This is a genomic window from Variovorax sp. P1_H2, assembly GCF_056405295.1.
The window spans coordinates 1-16,545 of sequence record NZ_JBFUCJ010000137.1 but is presented as its reverse complement, the minus strand read 5'-3'; the positions used below and the strand labels follow the sequence as shown (position 1 = coordinate 16,545).

Below are 16,545 nucleotides of genomic sequence, written 5' to 3'. Positions count from 1 at the left end.
GGCGAGAAGGCCGCTGCAGCCTCCGAAGCGAAGGCCGGCGCCGGATCCTGCGCCGGCGCGACGCGCGGCGCGGCCGGCCACATGGCCGCCGCATCGCCGAGCCCGCGCTCGCCGCCGAAGTGCATGGCCGGCTGGGTCCAGGAGGCCGACGCGGGCGCCAGCCTCGGCTTGAAGAAGGGTTCGGCCAGCGCCGCCGCGGCCGCTTCGCCGGCCCGCGGCGCGGCCAGCGCGTCCTCGATCGCGTGGCGAACCGCCTGGTGCACCTCGCGGCCGTCGCGGAAGCGGACCTCGATCTTGGTCGGGTGCACGTTGACATCGACCCGGGCCGGATCGATCTCGAGATAGAGCGCGTACACCGGCTGGCGCTGGCCGTGGAGCACATCCTCGTAGGCGCTGCGCACCGCGTGGGACAGCACCTTGTCGCGCACGAAGCGGCCGTTGACATAGAAGAACTGCTGGTCGGCGCGCGAGCGCGCCGCATCGGGAATGCCGGCGCGGCCGGTCACGCGCACCGGCCCGGCCTGCCGGTCGACCGCCACGCTGTGCTTCACGAAGTCGTCGCCCAGCGTGTCGGCCAGGCGCTGGTCGCGCTCGGCGGCGGCGCGCCACTGCTCGACCAGCCGGCCGTCGTGCCAGACCGAGAAGCCGACCTCGGGACGCGCCAGCGCATGGCGGCGCACCGCCTCGATGCAATGGGCGAGTTCGGTGGCGTCGGTCTTCAGGAACTTGCGCCGCGCCGGCGTCGCGAAGAACAGCTCGCGCACCTCGACCGTGGTGCCGGTGGCACGCGCCACCGGCCGCAGCTCGCCGGTGCGGCCGTCGAGCGCGAAGGCGCCGTCGGCACCCGCGAAGCGCGACTGCACGCTGAGTTCGGCGATGGCATTGATGGCGGCCAGCGCCTCGCCGCGAAAGCCCATCGTGCCGACGATCTCGAGGTCTCCCAGGCTGGCGATCTTGCTGGTGGCGTGGCGGCGCAGGGCCAGCGGCAGTTCCTCGCGCGGCAGGCCCAGGCCGTCGTCCTCGACCGAGATCAGGCGTACGCCGCCGGCCGAAAGCCGCACGGTGATCTGCCTGGCGCCGGCGTCGAGCGCGTTGTCGAGCAGCTCGCGCACCACCGAGGCCGGCCGCTCGACCACTTCGCCGGCCGCGATCTGGCTGATCAGTTCGTCGGGAAGCTCGCGGATCGGGCGCCGCGCGGCGGGGGCGATGGAAGAGGGAAGAGCGCTCACGGGGACATTCTAGAAGGGCGTGTTCCGGCGAACTGGATAATGCGCGCCATGGAAATCATCGCCTTTCTCGTCGACTTCATCCTGCATGTCGACAAACACCTCGAAGCCTTCGTCATCGCCTATGGGCCCTGGGTCTACGGGCTGCTGTTCCTGATCGTCTTCGTCGAGACCGGGCTGGTGGTGATGCCCTTCCTGCCCGGCGACTCGCTGCTGTTCATCGTTGGCGCGCTCTGCGGCGCGGGCCTGATGAGCTTTGGCCTGGCGGTGCCGATCCTGCTGGCGGCGGCGATCCTGGGCGACCAGTGCAACTTCAGCATCGGGCGCTACTTCGGGCCGAAGGTTTTCCAGTGGGAGAACTCGCGCCTCTTCAACCGCAATGCCTTCAACCAGGCGCACGCCTTCTACGAGCGCTACGGCGGCGTCACGATCATCGCGGCGCGCTTCCTGCCCTTCATCCGCACCTTCGCGCCTTTCGTGGCGGGCGTGGCCGACATGACCCGCACCAAGTTCACGCTGTTCAACGTCGCGGGTGCGCTGCTGTGGGTGGTGGGCCTGTGCACGGTCGGCTTCTTCTTCGGCAATCTGCCGATTGTCAAGGACAACCTCGAGAAGGTCATCTGGGCGCTGATCCTGGTGCCCGGACTGATCGCGCTGTTCGGTGCCTGGCGCGCACGCAGCGCGTCGACTGTTCGCTAAAAAGCGCGTCGGGGACGCGCTTTTCGTTAACCCGGGCCCCGTTCAATAGCGCGGGCCGTTGTTCGGGTAGTAGCTGTTCGACGGGTAGTAGTAGCGTTGCTGGTTGCGCTCGTCGATGTTGCGCCCCACCTGGTTGCCGATCAGGCCGCCGACGGCGGCGCCGCCGACCGTCGCGGCCGTGTTGCCGCCGATCGCATTGCCGATCAGCGCGCCACCCACCGCGCCGCCCGCGGTACCGAGCTGTTGGTTGGGCCCGCCGGCACAGCCGGCCAGGGTCATGATGCCCGCGGTGGCTGCGGCCACGATCCAGAGTCTCGTCTGCATGATGTCCACCTTTCAATGATTGGATGAACTCATTGTTCGGAAACGCCGTGCCCCGCATGTAGGAGCAGGCCCCGGCCTGTTGAGCGAATGCGCGGTCGCTGCGTGAGCGGCAAACCCTCGGCTCAAGCGGGTTTCAGGCTGCCGAGCCGCGCCACGATCAGCGCGTGAAGCGCCTGCGCCGCCACCGACAGGCTGCCGTCGCGCCGCTGCACGATGTAGACCGTGCGCTGGAGCGCCGCGTGCACCAGGGGCCGCGTCACCAGCGTGTCGCGCCGGAAGTGGAACAGCGTCAGGGCCGGCACCGCGCTGATCCCCAGGCCGGCCTCGACCAGTCCCATCACCGTGGCCAGGTGCTCGACCTCGAAGGTGGTCTGGAGCCGCAGCGGATGCAGCACGGCGTCGATCGACTGCCGCACGCTGCTGTTGCGTGTCATCTGGATGAAGGGCCAGGGCGCGAGCTTCTTCAGCGTCAGGCGCGGCTCGGTGGCCAGCGGATGGTCGGCGCGGCACACCAGGTGGAAGCGGTCGCTGCAGAGCCGGCGCGCCACCAGGTCGCTGGCCGAGGCCGTGCCGGCGTCCGAGGCAGCGAGCGCGAAGTCGACCCGGCCGCCGCGCAGCAGCGCGATGCAGGCGTCCGACAGTGCATCGTCGAGCTCCAGCGTGATGCCCGGCCAGCGCTGCTGGAACTCCTTGAAGATCGCCGGCAGCCAGCCCGCGGCCAGCGAGGGCAGGGCCGCCACGCGCACCCGGCCCGTGCGGCGTTCGACATGGTCGGCCAGGTCGGCCAGCGCGCTGCCCATGTCGTCCAGCAGGCGCCGCGCCGGGCTCTCGAACAGCCGCCCTTCGGGCGTGAGTTGCACGCTGCGCGTGTCGCGGTCGAAGAGCCGGGTGCCCAGCGTTTCCTCCAGCGTGCGGATCAACGCGCTGAAGGCGGGCTGCGACAGATGGCAGGTCTGGGCCGCACGCGTGAAGTTGCGCTGCTCGGCGAGCGCGAGGAAGGCGCGCAGCTGCCGGCTGGACAGGTCCGGGTGCTTCATGGCTTATTTGATTTGCGGATCAATTGATCTGAACTTTCGATTTCACGGATGATATTCCCGGGTCTACAGTGCAGCGCGTATGAGCTCCACCGAACGTCCCGCGCTCCTCATCGGTTGCGCCGCCGGCTTCTCGGGCGACCGCACCGATGCGGCCGGTCCGGTGGTCGACACGCTGATCGCGCGGCTGGCCCGGGGCCCTGCGGGCCAGCGCGCCTTCCTGATCTTCGAAACCCTGGCCGAACGCACGCTGGCGCTGGCGCAGCTGCGCCGCCGTGCCGATCCCGAGGCCGGCTACGAGCCGCTGCTGGACGCCATGCTGCGCCCGGTGCTGGCGCGCTGTCTGGCGCACGGCATCCGCATCGTGAGCAACTTCGGCGCCGCGAATCCGCGCGCCGCCGCGCGGCACATCGCGCGCATGGCCCGCGAACTCGGCACCGCGCCGCCGAAGATCGCGGTGGTTCAGGGCGACGACCTTTCGGCGCCCGGGCAGCTCGCGCTGCTGCGGCGCGAACTCGGCGCGCAGATGGACGGCATCCGGCTGGTCAGCGCCAACGCCTATATCGGCGCCGACCCGATCGCGGCCGCGCTCGATGCGGGCGCGCAGGTCGTGGTCTGCGGCCGCGTCGCCGATCCCTCGCTGACCGTCGGCCCGGCGCTGTCGCATTTCGGCTGGCGCGCCGACGACTGGGAGAAGCTGGGCCGGGCCACGATGGCGGGGCACTTGCTGGAATGCGGCGCCCAGGTCTGCGGCGGCTACTTTGCCGATCCCGGCTACAAGGACGTGCCAGGGCTCGCGCGGGTCGGTTTCCCGATCGCCGAGATCGCGGCCGATGGCAGTTGCACGATCGGCAAGGCCGACGGCACCGGTGGCCTGGTGACCGAGGCGACCGTCAAGGAGCAGCTGCTCTACGAAGTGCACGATCCCGCCGCCTACCTGACGCCGGATGTCGTCGCCGACATCGCCGAGGCGGAGGTCGAAGGCCTCGGCGCCGACCGCGTGGCGCTGCGCGGCGTGCGCGGCCATGCGCGCCCTGCGCACTACAAGGTCAACGTCTGCCACGAAGGCGGCTGGCTGGCCGAAGGCGAGATTTCCTACGCGGGCCCGCGGGCCGAGGCGCGTGCCAGGCTGGCCGCTGAAGTGCTGCGCGAGCGGCTCGACGGCTTGCGGCTGCGCGTCGACCTGATCGGCGCGCTCAGCATCCTCGGCGACGACGCCGGCCGTGCGCTGGCCGCCACGCCCGATGCGGGTCTGCGCGACGTGCGCCTGCGCGTCGCCGCGACGCATGCGCAGCGCGCCCAGGCCGAGCGGCTGGCGCGCGAGGTGATGGCGCTCTACACCTGCGGCCCGGCCGGCGGCGGCGGCGTGCGCACCGCGCTCACGCCGCGGCTCAACACGCTGTCGTGCCTGCTGCCGCGCGAGGCGGTGCCGGTGGGCTTCGAGATGATCGAGGAGGCCGCGGCATGACGAATGACATCATCACGCTGCCGCTCTATCGGGCGGCGCATGGCCGCACCGGCGACAAGGGCGATCGCTCCAACATCAGCGTGATCGCCTGGCACCCGGCGCTCTACCCGCTGCTGGTGGCGCAGATCACGCCCGAGCGCGTGGCGGCGCAGTTCCGCCACCGCGCGCCGAGCCGGGTCCAGCGCTTCCTGCTGCCGAAGCTGCAGGCGATGAACTTCGTGCTCGACGGCGTGCTCGACGGCGGCGTCAACGATGCGCTGAACCTCGACACGCACGGCAAGTCGCTGTCCTTCCTGCTGCTGGACATGCCGATCGATGTGCCGGCGGCGCTGGCACACCATCTCGCGGGCGACGAGCCGCCCTGAGTTCCCGACCTTCCCATCGAACCGTTCCAACCTCCCGGAGACACACAATGAAAAGCTTCAACCTGGGCCTGCTCGCCGCGGCCGTCCTGGCCTTCACGCCGCCGTGGGTCCAGGCCCAGTCCTTTCCGGACAAGGCCATCACCTTCGTCGTTCCCTTCGCGGCCGGCACCGCGACCGACCAGATCGCCCGCGCGCTGGGCAACGGCGTCACGGCCGAGACGAAGCAGCCGGTGGTGATCGACAACAAGGCCGGCGCCAGCGGCTTCATCGCCTCGCAGCAGGTCGCCAAGGCGCCGGCCGACGGCTACACCGTGCTGATCACCACCAACACGACCCACGCCGCCAACGAGCACCTGTTCAAGAAGCTGCCCTACGATCCCGTGAAGGACTATGCGCCGGTCGCCGCATTGGGCAAGGGCGGGCAGATCATGGTCGTGAATCCGTCCTTCCCGGCCAAGACGGTGGCCGAGTTCGTCGCGCTGGCGAAGAAGGAGCCGGGCAAGTACAGCTTCGGCAGCGGCAGCTCGTCGAGCCGCATGGCCGGCGAGCTGCTGCAGCAGATGGCCGGCATCCAGCTGCTGCACGTGCCCTACAAGAGCAACACGCTGGCTGTGACCGACCTGCTGGGCGGCCAGATCCACATGATGATCACCGACAGCGCCACCGGGCTGCCGCAGGTCAAGGCCGGCAAGCTGCGGGCGCTGGGGGTTTCGGGCGCCAAGCGCTCGCCGCTGGCACCGGATGTGCCGACGATCTCGGAGGCCGGCGTCAAGGGCTACGAGATGGGCTACTGGTTCGCCGCCTATGCACCGGCGAAGACGCCGCCCGCGGTCGTCAAGCGCCTCAACGAACTGCTGGTGAAGGCGGCGCGGAGCGAGGCCGCGAAGACCGCCTTCTACGAGCCGACCGGCACCGAGGTCTTCACCAGCTCGCCCGAGGAACTGGCGAAGTTCCAGGCCGCCGAATCGCAGAAGTGGGGCCGCATCGTGAAGGCGGCCGGGATCGAGGCCGAGTAGCGGCGCGGGCCGCGCTACAGTTACAGCTGCCGGCTGCGCGCCAGCGGCGGGTTCTGCGCGAAGTAGCGCTGGATGCCGCGCATCAGCGCATCCGCGAGGTCTTCCTGGTAGGCCGTGCTGCGCAGCTTGGCTTCTTCCTCGGGGTTGCTGATGAAGGCGGTCTCGACCAGCACGCTCGGGATGTCGGGCGCCTTCAGCACCGCGAAGCCGGCCTGCTCGACCTGCGGCTTGTGCAGCCGCGCGCCGATGCCGCGGATCTCGCCGAGCATCGCGCCGCCGAGCTTCATGCTGTCGTTGATCTGCGCCGTGGTGCTCATGTCGAGCAGCGCGCGCTGCACCTGCACCTCGTGATTGCCGACGTTCACGCCGCCGACCTTGTCGGCCTGGTTTTCCTTGTTGGCGAGCCAGCGCGCGGCGCTGCTCGAGGCGCCGCCCTGGCTCAGCGCGAAGACGCTGGCGCCGCGGGCCTCGGGGGTGGTGAAGGCGTCGGCGTGGATACTGACGAACAGGTCGGCCTGCACCCGCCGCGCTTTCTGCACGCGCACGCCCAGCGGCACGAAGAAGTCGGCGTCGCGCGTGAGGTAGGCGCGCATCGGGTTGCCGTTGACGCTGCTGGCGTTGATGCGGCTGCGCAGGCGATGCGCGATCTGCAGCACGATGTCCTTTTCGCGCGTGCCGTTCGATCCGATCGCGCCGGGGTCCTCGCCGCCATGGCCCGGATCGAGCGCGACGATGATGATGCGGTCGGTCTGGCTCGAGGTCGCGCCGTTGCCGGCCACGGCCGGTGCCGCGGGCGGCGGGCCGGCCGGCGGCATCGGCATCGGCAGCGGGCCGACCGGTGCCGACGGCCGATTGGCCTGGCTGACCGAGACCGGAGGCCGCGCGGCCTGTTGCGCCATCAGTTCGCCGAGCGGATCGGTCGCTCCTGCAGCGGGCGCCGGTGCGGCCGGTGCCCTGGGCGCTTCGCGCATGCGCTCGGTGATCAGGGCCTCGAGCGGATCGATCGCCTGCTGCGGATACAGGTCGAGCACCAGCCGGTCGCGGTAGGCCGCCACCGGTGCCAGCGAGAACACCTGCGGCGCCACCGCCTGCTTGAGGTCGAACACGATGCGCACCACGCCGGGCGCGAACTGGCCCACGCGCAAGCCGTTGATGAAGGGATCGTCGGGCTTGATCTTGCCGACCAGCTCGCGCAGGGCCGGGTTGAGCTCGATGCCGTTGATGTCGACCGCCAGCCGCGGCGGGCTGCCGACCACCAGCTGCTGCGAGCTGAGCCGGCCATCGGATTCGATCGTGACGCGGGTGTAGTCGGCGGCCGGCCAGACGCGCACCGCCATGATGGTGGCGCCACGGGCGATCTCGTGCAGGCCCAGCAGCAGCGCGATGCTGCCGCCCTGCAGCAGCACGCGGCGCTTCAGTCCGGTCGCCTTCATGCGGCGTCGGCGAGCAGGCGGGTGCCTCGCTCGGTCTGGGCACGCAGCGTCACGCTGCGGGTATCGTCGGTCATTGCTTCGATTTTAATAGCGAGGTCGGCAAGCGGAATGCGCCCCGCCGCGTTCTCTGGCCACTCGGCCAGCTTCAGGCCGGGACCCGCGAAGACGTCGCGGAAACCGGCATCTTCCCATTCGCGCGGATCGCTGAAACGATAGAAGTCGAAATGGAAGATCGCCAGCCCGTCGGGCGCCTCGTGCGGCTCTACCACCGCATAGGTCGGGCTCTTGATGCGCCCGGCGATGCCGAGGGCGCGCAGCAGGTGCCGCACGAAAGTGGTCTTGCCGGCGCCGAGGTCGCCCTGCAAGGCGATGAAGGCATCGCGCAGCGCCGGCGAACGCGCCAGCGCCTGCGCCAGGGCTTCGCAATCGGCCTCGGTGCGCCAGAGCTTCTTCGCGCTGTGCGTTTCTACAATCGGCAGGTGATCGGCAGCCATCAACTCGTCAACAGGATTCAGGCCTTGGCCCGGGAGCTCGGATTCTCCCAAATCGGCATCGCCGGTGTCGACCTGTCGAGCGCCGAGCCCGGATTGATGCAATGGCTGGCCGAAGGCTTCCATGGCGAGATGCACTACATGGCCGCGCACGGCACGCGCCGGGCACGGCCGGCCGAGCTGGTGCCGGGCACGGTGTCGGTGATCACGGCGCGCATGGACTACCTGCCGCGCGCCACGCCGGACGGCTGGCAGGCGGTCGAGTTCGCGCGGCTCGGGCGGCCCGGCGAAGGCGTCGTCTCGCTCTATGCCCGCGGCCGCGACTACCACAAGGTGCTGCGCTCGCGGCTGGCGAAGCTGGCCGAGCGGATCGCCGCCGAGGTCGGGCCCTTCGGTCATCGCGCCTTCACCGATTCGGCGCCGGTGCTCGAGGCCGAGCTGGCCTCGCGCAGCGGCCAGGGCTGGCGCGGCAAGCACACGCTGGTGCTCGACCGCGAGGCCGGCTCGATGTTCTTCCTCGGCGAGATCTACGTCGACATGGCCTTGCCGCCCAGCGAGCCGGTGACGCCGCACTGCGGCAGCTGCAGCGCCTGCATCGACATCTGCCCGACGGGCGCGATCGTCGCGCCGCATCGGCTCGATGCGCGGCGCTGCATCTCCTACCTGACGATCGAGCATGCCGGGCCGATCCCGCTCGAGCTGCGCCCCCTGATCGGCAACCGCATCTACGGATGCGACGATTGCCAGCTCGTCTGCCCCTGGAACAAGTTCGCGAAGAAGAGCGCGCTGCCGGATTTCGATGCCCGCGACGGACTCACGGGCCGCCAGCTCGGCGAGCTGTTCGCCTGGACCGAGGCCGACTTCCTGCGATTCACCGAGGGCAGCCCGATCCGCCGCATCGGCCACGAACGCTGGCTGCGCAACGTGGCGGTGGCGCTGGGCAATGCGCTGCGCGCCGGCGATCCGCTCGCCCGTGCGGCATTGGTCACGCGCAGCGCCGACGCCAGCGCGCTGGTGCGCGAGCACGTCGAATGGGCGCTGGCCGTCAACGCCGGATGATGGCCGAGATCTGGGCGGCGCCGGTGTCCAGCGAGCGCATCGAACTGAGCCGGATCGACGCGTATTTCAGCTGCGGATTGCTGATCAGCTTGCCGACGAAATGGCCGTTGAAGCGCCCATCGCGGCAGCCGCTCGCCACCAGGTCGATCGAGGCATTGGCCGGCGTGATGTAGTCCATGCTCGAGCCTGCCAGTGTGCAGGCCGCCTCGGGCACTGCGCCTCGCACCGAGCCGTCGACCTCGATCTGCAAGGTCCCGGGGAACACTTCCGGCGGCCCCTGGGCGCCGGTGTCCTGCTGCGCGACATAGAACAGGAAGGAGCCGCTCCATCCGCCCTGGTAGCGCGCGTACTCCTGCGCCTGCGCGGCCATCGTCCACGACGATGCGGCGACAGCAACCAGCAGGGAGTAGCGCATCGTTGCATGGTAGCGGGTCCTAGCGGATGAGCGCCAGCGCGAAGGGCAGGCTGGCCACGCCGAGCAAGGTCGACAGCGTCACCAGCCCCGCGACATAGGGGCCGTTGTAGCCCATGCGTGCCGCCAGCACGTAGGCGCTCGACGCCGTCGGGACTGCGGCGAAGGTCATCAGCACGGCGGCCTGGACCGGATGCAGCTGCAGCACCTCCGCCAGGCCCCAGCCGATCAACGGCAGCAGCAGGTGCCGGATCGTCAGCACCGACACCGCCAGCACCTTGCCGCGCGCGATGGTCGCGAACTGCATGCCGGCACCGGCGGCCATCAGGCCCAGCGCCAGCGATGCCGCGCCGATGCGCGTCAGCGTCGGCTCGAGCCAGCGCGGCACCCCCAGCCCGAGCAGGTTGGCAACCAGCCCGGACACGGTGGCGATGATCAGCGGATTGCGCAGCAGCTGGCGCGCCAGGCCGGTCTGTGCGTGGCGGGTCATGGGCCAGACCGCAGCGATGTTGAACATCGGCACGCAGACGCCGATCAGCACCGCGATCATCAGGAGGCCCGCAGGCCCGGCGATCCGGTCGGCCAGCGCCAGGCAGATGAAGGAATTGAAGCGAAAGGCGATCTGCGCGCTGGCCGCGTGGTCGCGGCGGTCGATGTGTGGCCCGATGCCCGGCAGGAAGGGCAGGGCGTAGGCGAGCGCGATGCCGCAAAGCCCGACGCCGACACCGGCGGTCAGCAGGTTCGAGGTGGCGCCGAAGTCGAGCGGGCTGCGCACGATCGAGTGGAACAGCAGCACTGGAAACAGGAAGTAGTACACCAGGGCCTCGACCTGGTCCCACACGCGCCGGTCCAGCGGCGTGTAGCGGCACAGCAGCCAGCCGCAGGCGATGAGGGAGAAGTCGGGGAAGAGAAGCTGGGCATAGTTCACGCGTCGAGGATATCCGTCCGCACCATGGGTTATCCACGTGGTGTGGGTGGGGGTCACCCGTTAGCATCCGCACTTTCGTTTCTTGGCCCGAGGAGGCTATCAATGCAAGGTCGTCAATGGAGGGCGCTCGCCGCCGCTGCCGCGCTGTTCGCGGTCGCGGGGTCCAGCTGGGCGCAGGGTTACCCCAACAGGCCGGTGGAACTGCAAGTGCCGTTCGCGCCCGGGGGAACCACGGACATCGTGGCGCGCGTCATCTCCGAGCCGCTCGGCAAGGCGCTGGGCCAGAGCGTGATCGTGATCAACAAGGCGGGCGGCGGCGGCATCGTGGGTGCTGCTGAAACCGCGCGGGCCACACCCGACGGCTACAAGCTGGGTGTCGCGACCGTGTCGAGCACCGCCGCCAATCCGGCCATCAACCCGAAGGTGCCCTACGACCCGATCAACGACTTCACGCCGATCGTGAACATCGCGGCGACGCCGAACATCATCGCCGTGCACCCGAGCTTCCCGGCCAAGAACTATGCCGAGTTCGTCGCCGAACTGAAGAAGAACCCGGGCAAGTACTCGTATGCCTCGTCGGGCACCGGCGGCATCGGCCACCTGCTGATGGAGTTGTACAAGAGCCTCACCAACACCTACGTGACCCACATCCCGTACCGCGGCGCCGGCCCGGCGCTGAACGACGTGGTGGCCGGCCAGGTGGCGATCATCTTCGACAACATCCCGTCGGCGCTGCCCTTCATCCAGACCGGCAAGCTGGTGCCGATCGTGGTGTCGGCGCCGCAGCGCCTGGCCGCCTTGCCGAACGTGCCGACCTTCAAGGAAGTCGGCCTCGAGCCGGTCAACCGGATGGCCTACTACGGCATCCTGGGTCCCAAGGGCCTGCCGAAGGAAGTGGTCGACAAGGTCAACGCCGGCGTCAAGAAGTCGCTCGAGGATCCGGCGGTGCGCAAGCGCATCGAGGACACCGGCTCGCTGATCGTGGCCAACACGCCCGAGCAGTTCGCGGCCCAGATCAAGGCCGAGTACGAGGTGTACAAGCAAGTCGTGGCGAAGCAGAAGCTCAAGCTGGATTGAAGACCTTCAAGCGAGCGCGAAGCCGCCCCCGATCGGGGCGGCTTTTCTTTTTGCTATCTTGCAAGCCATGACAGAGGCCACCGAAGCACCCCTCGAGACCCCCGAGATCGATGATTTCATCGATGCCCTGTGGCTCGAGGACGGCCTGTCGAAGAACACGCTGGCGGCCTACCGCCGCGATCTCGCGTTGTTCGCCCAATGGCTGCACGTTCAGCGCAGCAAACCCCTGAACGCCGCCCTGGAGAGCGACCTGCAGGCCTACATGGGCGCGCGCCTGTCCGACAAGGGCAAGGCGACCTCCGCCAACCGCCGGCTCACGGTGTTCAAGCGCTACTACCGCTGGGCCCTGCGCGAGCAGCGTATCGCCGCCGACCCGAGCCTGCGCCTGGCGCCCGCGCGGCAGATGCCGCGTGCGATCAAGACCCTGTCGGAGAAGCAGGTCGACGACCTGCTGGCCGCGCCCGACGTCGATACGCCGCTGGGCCTGCGCGACCGCGCAATGCTCGAGCTGATGTATGCGAGCGGCCTGCGGGTCAGCGAACTGGTCGCGCTCAAGGTCTTCGAGATGAGCCTGAACGACGGCGTGATCCGGGTCCTGGGCAAGGGCAGCAAGGAGCGGCTGGTGCCCTTCGGCGGCGAGGCGCGGCGCTGGATCGAGCGCTACCTGGAGGATGCGCGGCCGCTGATCCTCGACGGCCAGCAGACGCCCGACCTGTTCGTCACCGCGCGCGGCGCCGGCATGACCCGCGTGATGTTCTGGGTCATCGTCAAGAAGAACGCGCTGGCCGCCGGCATCCACGTGCCGCTGTCGCCCCACACGCTGCGCCATGCCTTCGCGACCCATCTGCTGAACCATGGCGCCGACCTGCGCGCAGTGCAGCTGCTGCTGGGCCATGCCGACATCTCGACCACCACCATCTACACCCACGTGGCCCGCGAACGGCTCAAGCAGATGCACGCGAAGCATCATCCGAGAGGGTGAACTCCCCCGAAATGCCTGCGGCGGCAGAATGCCGGCATTGACCATTGAAATCAGGAGTCGCGTCGATGCCCTTGAACGTCCGCCCACGTGCCCTCGCCGCCGCCCTCGGCCTCGTCTTGCTGAGCGCCGCGGCTTCGGCCCAGGTGGTGCCGAAGACCATCCGGCTGGTGGTCGCCTATCCCTCGGGCGGCGTCAGCGACGTGGTGGCGCGGGCCCTGGCCGACAAGCTCTCGGCGCAGCTGGGCAGCACGCTGGTGGTCGAGAACAAGGCCGGCGCCAGCGGCACCATCGGCATGGATGCGGTGGCCAAGGCAGTGCCCGACGGCGCCACGCTGGGCTTCTCGGCCATCAGCCCGCTGGTGCTGAATCCGCACCTGGGCCGCTCGCCCTTCGATCCGCTGAAGGACATCGCGCCGGTCGCGAGCGTGATGTATTCGCCGGTGCTCCTGATGGCGACACCGGCGACCGGCACCCGCGACCTGCGCAGCCTGCTCGACGACGCCCGGGCGCGCCCCGGTGCGGTGCGCTGGGCCACCTCGGGCCAGGCCTCGCTCGGCCACATCGTGCTGGAGCAGCTGCGTTCGGCCGCCAAGGTCGACATCACGCACATTCCGTACAAGGGCGGCGGCCAGCAGCTCAACGATGCGCTCGGCGGCCAGTTCGAAGTGCTGTCGATCAATGCGGGGCCGACCGTTTCGGCCCAGATCCAGGCCGGCAAGCTGCGCCCGCTGGCGGTCGGCGCGCCGGCGCGGCTCGACAGCCTGCCCAAGGTGGCGACGCTGGCCGAGCTGGGCTTCCCGGCAGCCAACCTGTCCTCGCAGTTCGGCGTCTTCGCGCCGGCCGGCACGCCGGCCATCCTGATCGAGAAATACAACGCCGAAATCAACAAGGCGCTGGCCAGCCCCGACCTGCGCGCCAAGCTGCTGGCGACCGACAACGTTCCGACCGGCGGTCGGGCCGATGCCTTTGCCGACGAGATCGCGAGCGAGTACGAGAACAACGGGCGGATCGTGAAGGCCGCCGGCATCAAGCCGGATTGAGTACGCTTGACCTCGGCGCTTGCCTACCATATAGTAGGTAGATGATTGCAGCCAACACCCTGGCCGGCGCCACCACCCGCGAGCAGATCCTGCGGGTGGCGCGCGAACTGATCCAGACCCGCTCCTACCTCGGCTTCAGCTTCCAGGACGTGGCCGACCAGGTCGGGATCCGCAAGGCCAGCCTGTACCACCACTTCCCGACCAAGGAGGCGCTGGGCGTGGAGGTTCTGCGTGCTGCGGCCCAGGCCTTCAAGGACTGGACGGCCGCCAAGCCGCGCGCGCCGCAGGCTGCGCTCGATGCCTACTTCAGGATGTACCGCAACGGCCTGCACGCGGGCGAGGGCGTTTGCCCCGCGGGTGCGCTGGCGCCAGGCTGGGACTGCATCGACGAGGACTTGCGGCGGGCCGTGCGCGATCTGCGCAACACGCAGATCCTGTGGCTGGGCGGCGTGCTCGGCGCCCTGACGCCCGGTGGCGAGGTCGGTGCATCCGCCGCCTACGTCTTTGCTGCCTGCCAGGGCGCGCTGCTGTCGGCGCGCATGACCGGGCAGGTCGAGGATTTCGACGAGGCCATCGCGCAGTTGAAGAAGTCGCTCGCACGCTGAGTCGCGCGGGTTTCCACGGCATGCCTTGGCGTGCCATTTCTTGGCAAAAGGAAAACTACCGATTGGTTGGTAGTCAATTGGAGAGATATCCATGAAAGCAGTCATCGCCGGCTACGCCCGTTCCCCGTTCCATTTCGCCAAAAAAGGCGCCCTGGCCGAAGTCCGCCCTGACACGCTGGCCGCGCAGGTGGTCAGCGGCCTGTTGAAGCGCAGCGATCTCGATCCGGCGCTGCTCGAGGACCTGATCCTCGGCTGCGCCTACCCCGAAGCGGCGCAGGGCAACAACCTGGCGCGCATCGTCGGCCTGCTGGCCGGGCTGCCGCACGCGGTCGGCGGCATGACGGTCAACCGCTTCTGCGGCTCGTCGATGCAGGCGGTGCACATCGCGGCGGCGCAGATCGAGGCCGGGATGGGCGAGGCCTTCCTGTGCGTCGGCGTGGAGTCGATGACGATGGTGCCGCAGGGCGGCTTCAACTTCTCGCCCAACCCCGAATTGCTGGCCGACTCCGACGCCTACATCTCGATGGGCGAGACCGCGGAGAACGTCGCCGAACGCTGGAACGTGAGCCGCGCCGACCAGGAGGCGCTGGCCGTGCAGTCGCACCGCAAGGCGGCCGAGGCGCGCGAACAGGGCCGCCTGGCGGAAGAAATCGTCGCCATCGCCTTGTCCAATGGCGACAGCGTCGGCGCCGACGGCTGCATCCGGCCCTCGACCTCGGCCGAAGCTCTGGCGGCGCTGCGTCCCGCGTTCCGGCCCGACGGGGTGGTGACTGCCGGCACCTCCTCGCCGCTCACCGACGGCGCGGCTGCGGTGCTGGTCACCAGCGATGCCTTCGCTGCCGCGCACGGGCTCAAGGCGCTGGCGCGCATCAAGTCCTTCGCCTCGGTGGGCGTCGACCCCGCCGTGATGGGCATCGGCCCGATTCCGGCCACGCGCAAGGCGCTGGCGCGCGCCGGCCTCGCGGTGGCCGACCTCGACGTGGTCGAGATCAACGAGGCCTTCTCGTCGCAGGCATTGGCCTGCATCCGCGACCTCGGGCTCGATCCGGCCAAGGTCAACCTCGACGGCGGCGGCCTGTCGATCGGCCATCCGCTGGGCGCCACGGGCGCCCGCATCACGGGCAAGGCGGCCTCGCTGCTGGTGCGCGAGAACGGGCGCTATGCACTGGCCACGCAATGCATCGGCGGCGGGCAGGGCATTGCGACGATCCTCGAGCGAGTCTGACAATGACGCATTCAACGACTGCGGAAATCCCCATGCCCGAATCAAGCGCCTCGAAGCCCAAGCTGTACCTCGAAGACCTCGCGCCCGGCGACCGCTTCACGAGCGGCGAGCATGCGCTCGACGCGGCGCAGATCATCGACTTCGCGACCCGCTTCGATCCCCAACCCTTCCACCTCGACCCGGAGGCGGCGCAGCGCACCTTCTTCCAGGGCCTCGCCGCCAGCGGCTGGCACACGGCGGCGATCACGATGAAGCTGCTGGTCGAAAGCGGCCTTCCGCTGGCCGACGGCGTGATCGGTTCGGGCGGCGAACTCAGCTGGCCGAAGGCGACCCGGCCGGGCGACGTGCTGCACGTCGAGAGCGAGGTGGTGGAGGTGATCCCTTCGCGCTCGCGGCCCGAGCGCGGCATGGTGCAGATGCGCTGCGAGACCCTCAACCAGCACGGCGACGTGGTGCAGCGCTTCTCGCCGAAGCTGGTGGTGTCGAAGCGGCCCTCGTGAGCGCGCTCAGCCCTGCTGCAGGCTCAGCAGTTCTTCGGCGGTGAAACCGGCCAGGGCCCGGGCCTCGAGATTGAAGGGCGCGCGCAGCCGCGGCGCCTCGTGCCGCCGGTAGAGCAGGCGGTAGTGGGCGATCGGATCGAGGCCGTCGCGCGCGCACAGCCAGCGGTACCAGCGGTTGCCGATCGCCACGTGGCCGACCTCGTCGCGCAGGATGATGTCGAGGATGTCGCAGGCGGCCAGCGCATCGGGCGTGCCGACGCGACGCAGCTTGGCCTGGATCAGCGGCGTCGCGTCCAGCCCGCGCGCCTCCAGCGTGCGCGGCACCAGGGCCATGCGCGCCACGATGTCGTCCCGGGTCTTCTCGCACATCGACCAGAGGCCGTCGTGGCCGCTGAAGTCGCCGTAGGCGTGGCCCATGCCGCGCAGGTGCGCATGCAGCAGCGTGAAGTGCAGCGCCTCCTCGTCGGCCACGCGCAGCCAGTCGCGGTAATAGGCCTCGGGCATGCCGTCGTAGCGCCAGGCGGCATCGAGCGCGAGGTTGATCGCATTGAACTCGATGTGGCAGATCGAATGAATCAGGGCCGCCCGGCCTTCGGGCGTGAAGGGCGAGCGCTTTTCTACCGCGGTCGCCGACACCCGCAGCGGGCGCTCGGGCCGGCCC

19 protein-coding genes are annotated in these 16,545 nt (G+C 69.6%); 11 read left to right on the top strand and 8 right to left on the bottom strand.

Annotated features, from left to right (window positions below):
* Positions 1-1,229: DNA mismatch repair endonuclease MutL (mutL, locus tag AC1D2E_RS30790; RefSeq protein ID WP_478200915.1), on the bottom strand; the 1,229-nt coding region annotated here is incomplete at its 3' end.
* Between the two features lie 48 nt (positions 1,230-1,277).
* Here mutL and AC1D2E_RS30785 point away from each other — a divergent pair.
* Positions 1,278-1,925 (top strand): DedA family protein, encoded by a 648-nt coding sequence (locus AC1D2E_RS30785; protein WP_478200914.1) that lies wholly within the window; start codon positions 1,278-1,280, stop codon positions 1,923-1,925.
* A 42-nt stretch (positions 1,926-1,967) separates the two neighbouring features.
* On the opposite strand, the gene AC1D2E_RS30780 is transcribed toward AC1D2E_RS30785, so the two are convergent.
* Positions 1,968-2,249 carry a glycine zipper domain-containing protein gene (locus AC1D2E_RS30780; protein WP_478200913.1) on the bottom strand — a complete coding sequence of 94 codons (282 nt, stop codon included), beginning with the start codon at positions 2,247-2,249 and terminating at the stop codon, positions 1,968-1,970.
* 122 nt (positions 2,250-2,371) lie between these two features.
* On the bottom strand, positions 2,372-3,286 hold the full coding sequence (locus tag AC1D2E_RS30775) for a LysR family transcriptional regulator (protein WP_478200912.1): 915 nt from the start codon (positions 3,284-3,286) through the stop codon (positions 2,372-2,374).
* A 79-nt stretch (positions 3,287-3,365) separates the two neighbouring features.
* Here AC1D2E_RS30775 and AC1D2E_RS30770 point away from each other — a divergent pair, with 79 nt between their 5' ends.
* From AC1D2E_RS30770 to AC1D2E_RS30760, 3 genes are read left to right on the top strand one after another with little or no spacing between them, the layout of a single operon-like run.
* Positions 3,366-4,751 (top strand): acyclic terpene utilization AtuA family protein, encoded by a 1,386-nt coding sequence (locus AC1D2E_RS30770; RefSeq protein ID WP_478200911.1) that lies wholly within the window; start codon positions 3,366-3,368, stop codon positions 4,749-4,751.
* Positions 4,748-5,116 carry an AtuA-related protein gene (locus AC1D2E_RS30765; RefSeq protein ID WP_478200910.1) on the top strand — a complete coding sequence of 123 codons (369 nt, stop codon included), beginning with the start codon at positions 4,748-4,750 and terminating at the stop codon, positions 5,114-5,116. Before AC1D2E_RS30770 ends, AC1D2E_RS30765 begins: the two co-directional genes overlap by 4 nt.
* A 47-nt stretch (positions 5,117-5,163) precedes the next feature.
* Complete coding sequence (locus AC1D2E_RS30760; RefSeq protein WP_478200909.1) at positions 5,164-6,132, top strand: Bug family tripartite tricarboxylate transporter substrate binding protein; 969 nt, start codon at positions 5,164-5,166, stop codon at positions 6,130-6,132.
* 20 nt (positions 6,133-6,152) lie between these two features.
* Here AC1D2E_RS30760 and AC1D2E_RS30755 read toward each other — a convergent pair whose 3' ends face one another.
* A complete protein-coding gene (locus AC1D2E_RS30755; protein WP_478200908.1) occupies positions 6,153-7,565 on the bottom strand; it encodes an N-acetylmuramoyl-L-alanine amidase in 1,413 nt (470 codons plus the stop codon).
* A complete protein-coding gene (gene tsaE / locus AC1D2E_RS30750) occupies positions 7,562-8,059 on the bottom strand; it encodes a tRNA (adenosine(37)-N6)-threonylcarbamoyltransferase complex ATPase subunit type 1 TsaE (protein ID WP_478200907.1) in 498 nt (165 codons plus the stop codon). Before tsaE ends, AC1D2E_RS30755 begins: the two co-directional genes overlap by 4 nt.
* Here tsaE and queG point away from each other — a divergent pair.
* Positions 8,045-9,115, top strand: a complete 1,071-nt coding sequence (gene queG / locus AC1D2E_RS30745; RefSeq protein WP_478200906.1) for a tRNA epoxyqueuosine(34) reductase QueG — start codon at positions 8,045-8,047, stop codon at positions 9,113-9,115. The two genes, tsaE and queG, sit on opposite strands and share 15 nt — an antisense overlap.
* Here the strand turns inward: queG and AC1D2E_RS30740 are convergent.
* Both AC1D2E_RS30740 and AC1D2E_RS30735 read right to left on the bottom strand, forming a co-directional pair.
* Complete coding sequence (locus AC1D2E_RS30740; RefSeq protein ID WP_478200905.1) at positions 9,102-9,530, bottom strand: hypothetical protein; 429 nt, start codon at positions 9,528-9,530, stop codon at positions 9,102-9,104. The genes queG and AC1D2E_RS30740 overlap by 14 nt on opposite strands.
* Before the next feature lie 19 nt (positions 9,531-9,549).
* Entirely contained in the window at positions 9,550-10,455 is a 906-nt protein-coding gene (locus AC1D2E_RS30735) for an AEC family transporter (RefSeq protein ID WP_478200904.1), read from the bottom strand.
* Between the two features lie 102 nt (positions 10,456-10,557).
* On the opposite strand from AC1D2E_RS30735, the gene AC1D2E_RS30730 reads away from it, so the two are divergent.
* The 6 genes from AC1D2E_RS30730 (at position 10,558) to AC1D2E_RS30705 (ending at position 15,884) form a co-directional block, all read left to right on the top strand.
* Positions 10,558-11,532: a tripartite tricarboxylate transporter substrate binding protein BugE gene (locus AC1D2E_RS30730; RefSeq protein WP_478200903.1), complete on the top strand. Its 975-nt coding sequence runs from the start codon at positions 10,558-10,560 to the stop codon at positions 11,530-11,532.
* 67 nt (positions 11,533-11,599) lie between these two features.
* Positions 11,600-12,514 carry a site-specific tyrosine recombinase XerD gene (gene xerD / locus AC1D2E_RS30725; protein ID WP_478200902.1) on the top strand — a complete coding sequence of 305 codons (915 nt, stop codon included), beginning with the start codon at positions 11,600-11,602 and terminating at the stop codon, positions 12,512-12,514.
* Between the two features lie 65 nt (positions 12,515-12,579).
* On the top strand, positions 12,580-13,554 hold the full coding sequence (locus tag AC1D2E_RS30720) for a Bug family tripartite tricarboxylate transporter substrate binding protein (RefSeq protein WP_478175808.1): 975 nt from the start codon (positions 12,580-12,582) through the stop codon (positions 13,552-13,554).
* Positions 13,555-13,595: 41 nt separating this feature from the next.
* Positions 13,596-14,159, top strand: coding sequence for a TetR/AcrR family transcriptional regulator (locus AC1D2E_RS30715; RefSeq protein WP_478200901.1), 564 nt, complete (start codon positions 13,596-13,598; stop codon positions 14,157-14,159).
* Positions 14,160-14,250: 91 nt separating this feature from the next.
* Positions 14,251-15,384 carry a thiolase family protein gene (locus AC1D2E_RS30710; protein ID WP_478200900.1) on the top strand — a complete coding sequence of 378 codons (1,134 nt, stop codon included), beginning with the start codon at positions 14,251-14,253 and terminating at the stop codon, positions 15,382-15,384.
* Positions 15,385-15,416: 32 nt separating this feature from the next.
* Positions 15,417-15,884, top strand: coding sequence for a MaoC family dehydratase (locus AC1D2E_RS30705; RefSeq protein WP_478200899.1), 468 nt, complete (start codon positions 15,417-15,419; stop codon positions 15,882-15,884).
* 6 nt (positions 15,885-15,890) lie between these two features.
* Here the strand turns inward: AC1D2E_RS30705 and AC1D2E_RS30700 are convergent.
* Positions 15,891-16,545 (bottom strand): ferritin-like domain-containing protein (locus AC1D2E_RS30700; RefSeq protein WP_478200898.1); only part of this gene is annotated, 655 nt, incomplete at its 5' end.